Origin of the sequence: Martinezella lusitana, from assembly GCF_010668395.1 — a bacterium.
Classification (GTDB): Bacteria; Pseudomonadota; Alphaproteobacteria; order Rhizobiales; family Rhizobiaceae; genus Rhizobium; species Rhizobium lusitanum_A.
On the sequence record NZ_WUEY01000095.1, the window covers coordinates 1 to 399 of the forward strand.

1 protein-coding gene is annotated in these 399 nt (G+C 51.9%); it reads left to right on the forward strand.

The genetic code is table 11. From position 1 onward, the window contains the following. Positions 1 to 399 (forward strand): ABC transporter substrate-binding protein (locus GR212_RS36695; RefSeq protein ID WP_246726261.1); only part of this gene is annotated, 399 nt, incomplete at both ends.

Consider the following 399-nt stretch of genomic DNA (forward strand, 5'->3'; position numbering starts at 1 on the left):
CCCTATACCTATCGCCTGATGCCGGAACTTGCCGAAAGCTGGGAAGTTCTCGATAACGGCGCGACCTATCGCTTCCACCTGCGTCGCGATGTTCCGTTTCAAAAAACCGACTGGTTTACTCCCACTCGTAAAATGAATGCCGACGATGTGGTGTTTACCTTCCAGCGAATTTTTGACCGCAACAACCCGTGGCATAACGTCAACGGCAGCAACTTCCCCTACTTCGACAGCCTGCAATTTGCCGATAACGTGAAAAGCGTCCGCAAACTGGATAATCATACCGTTGAGTTCCGACTCGCCCAGCCGGATGCTTCTTTTTTGTGGCACCTGGCGACCCATTATGCATCGGTCATGTCGGCAGAATATGCCCGGAAGTTAGAGAAAGAAGATCGCCAGGAG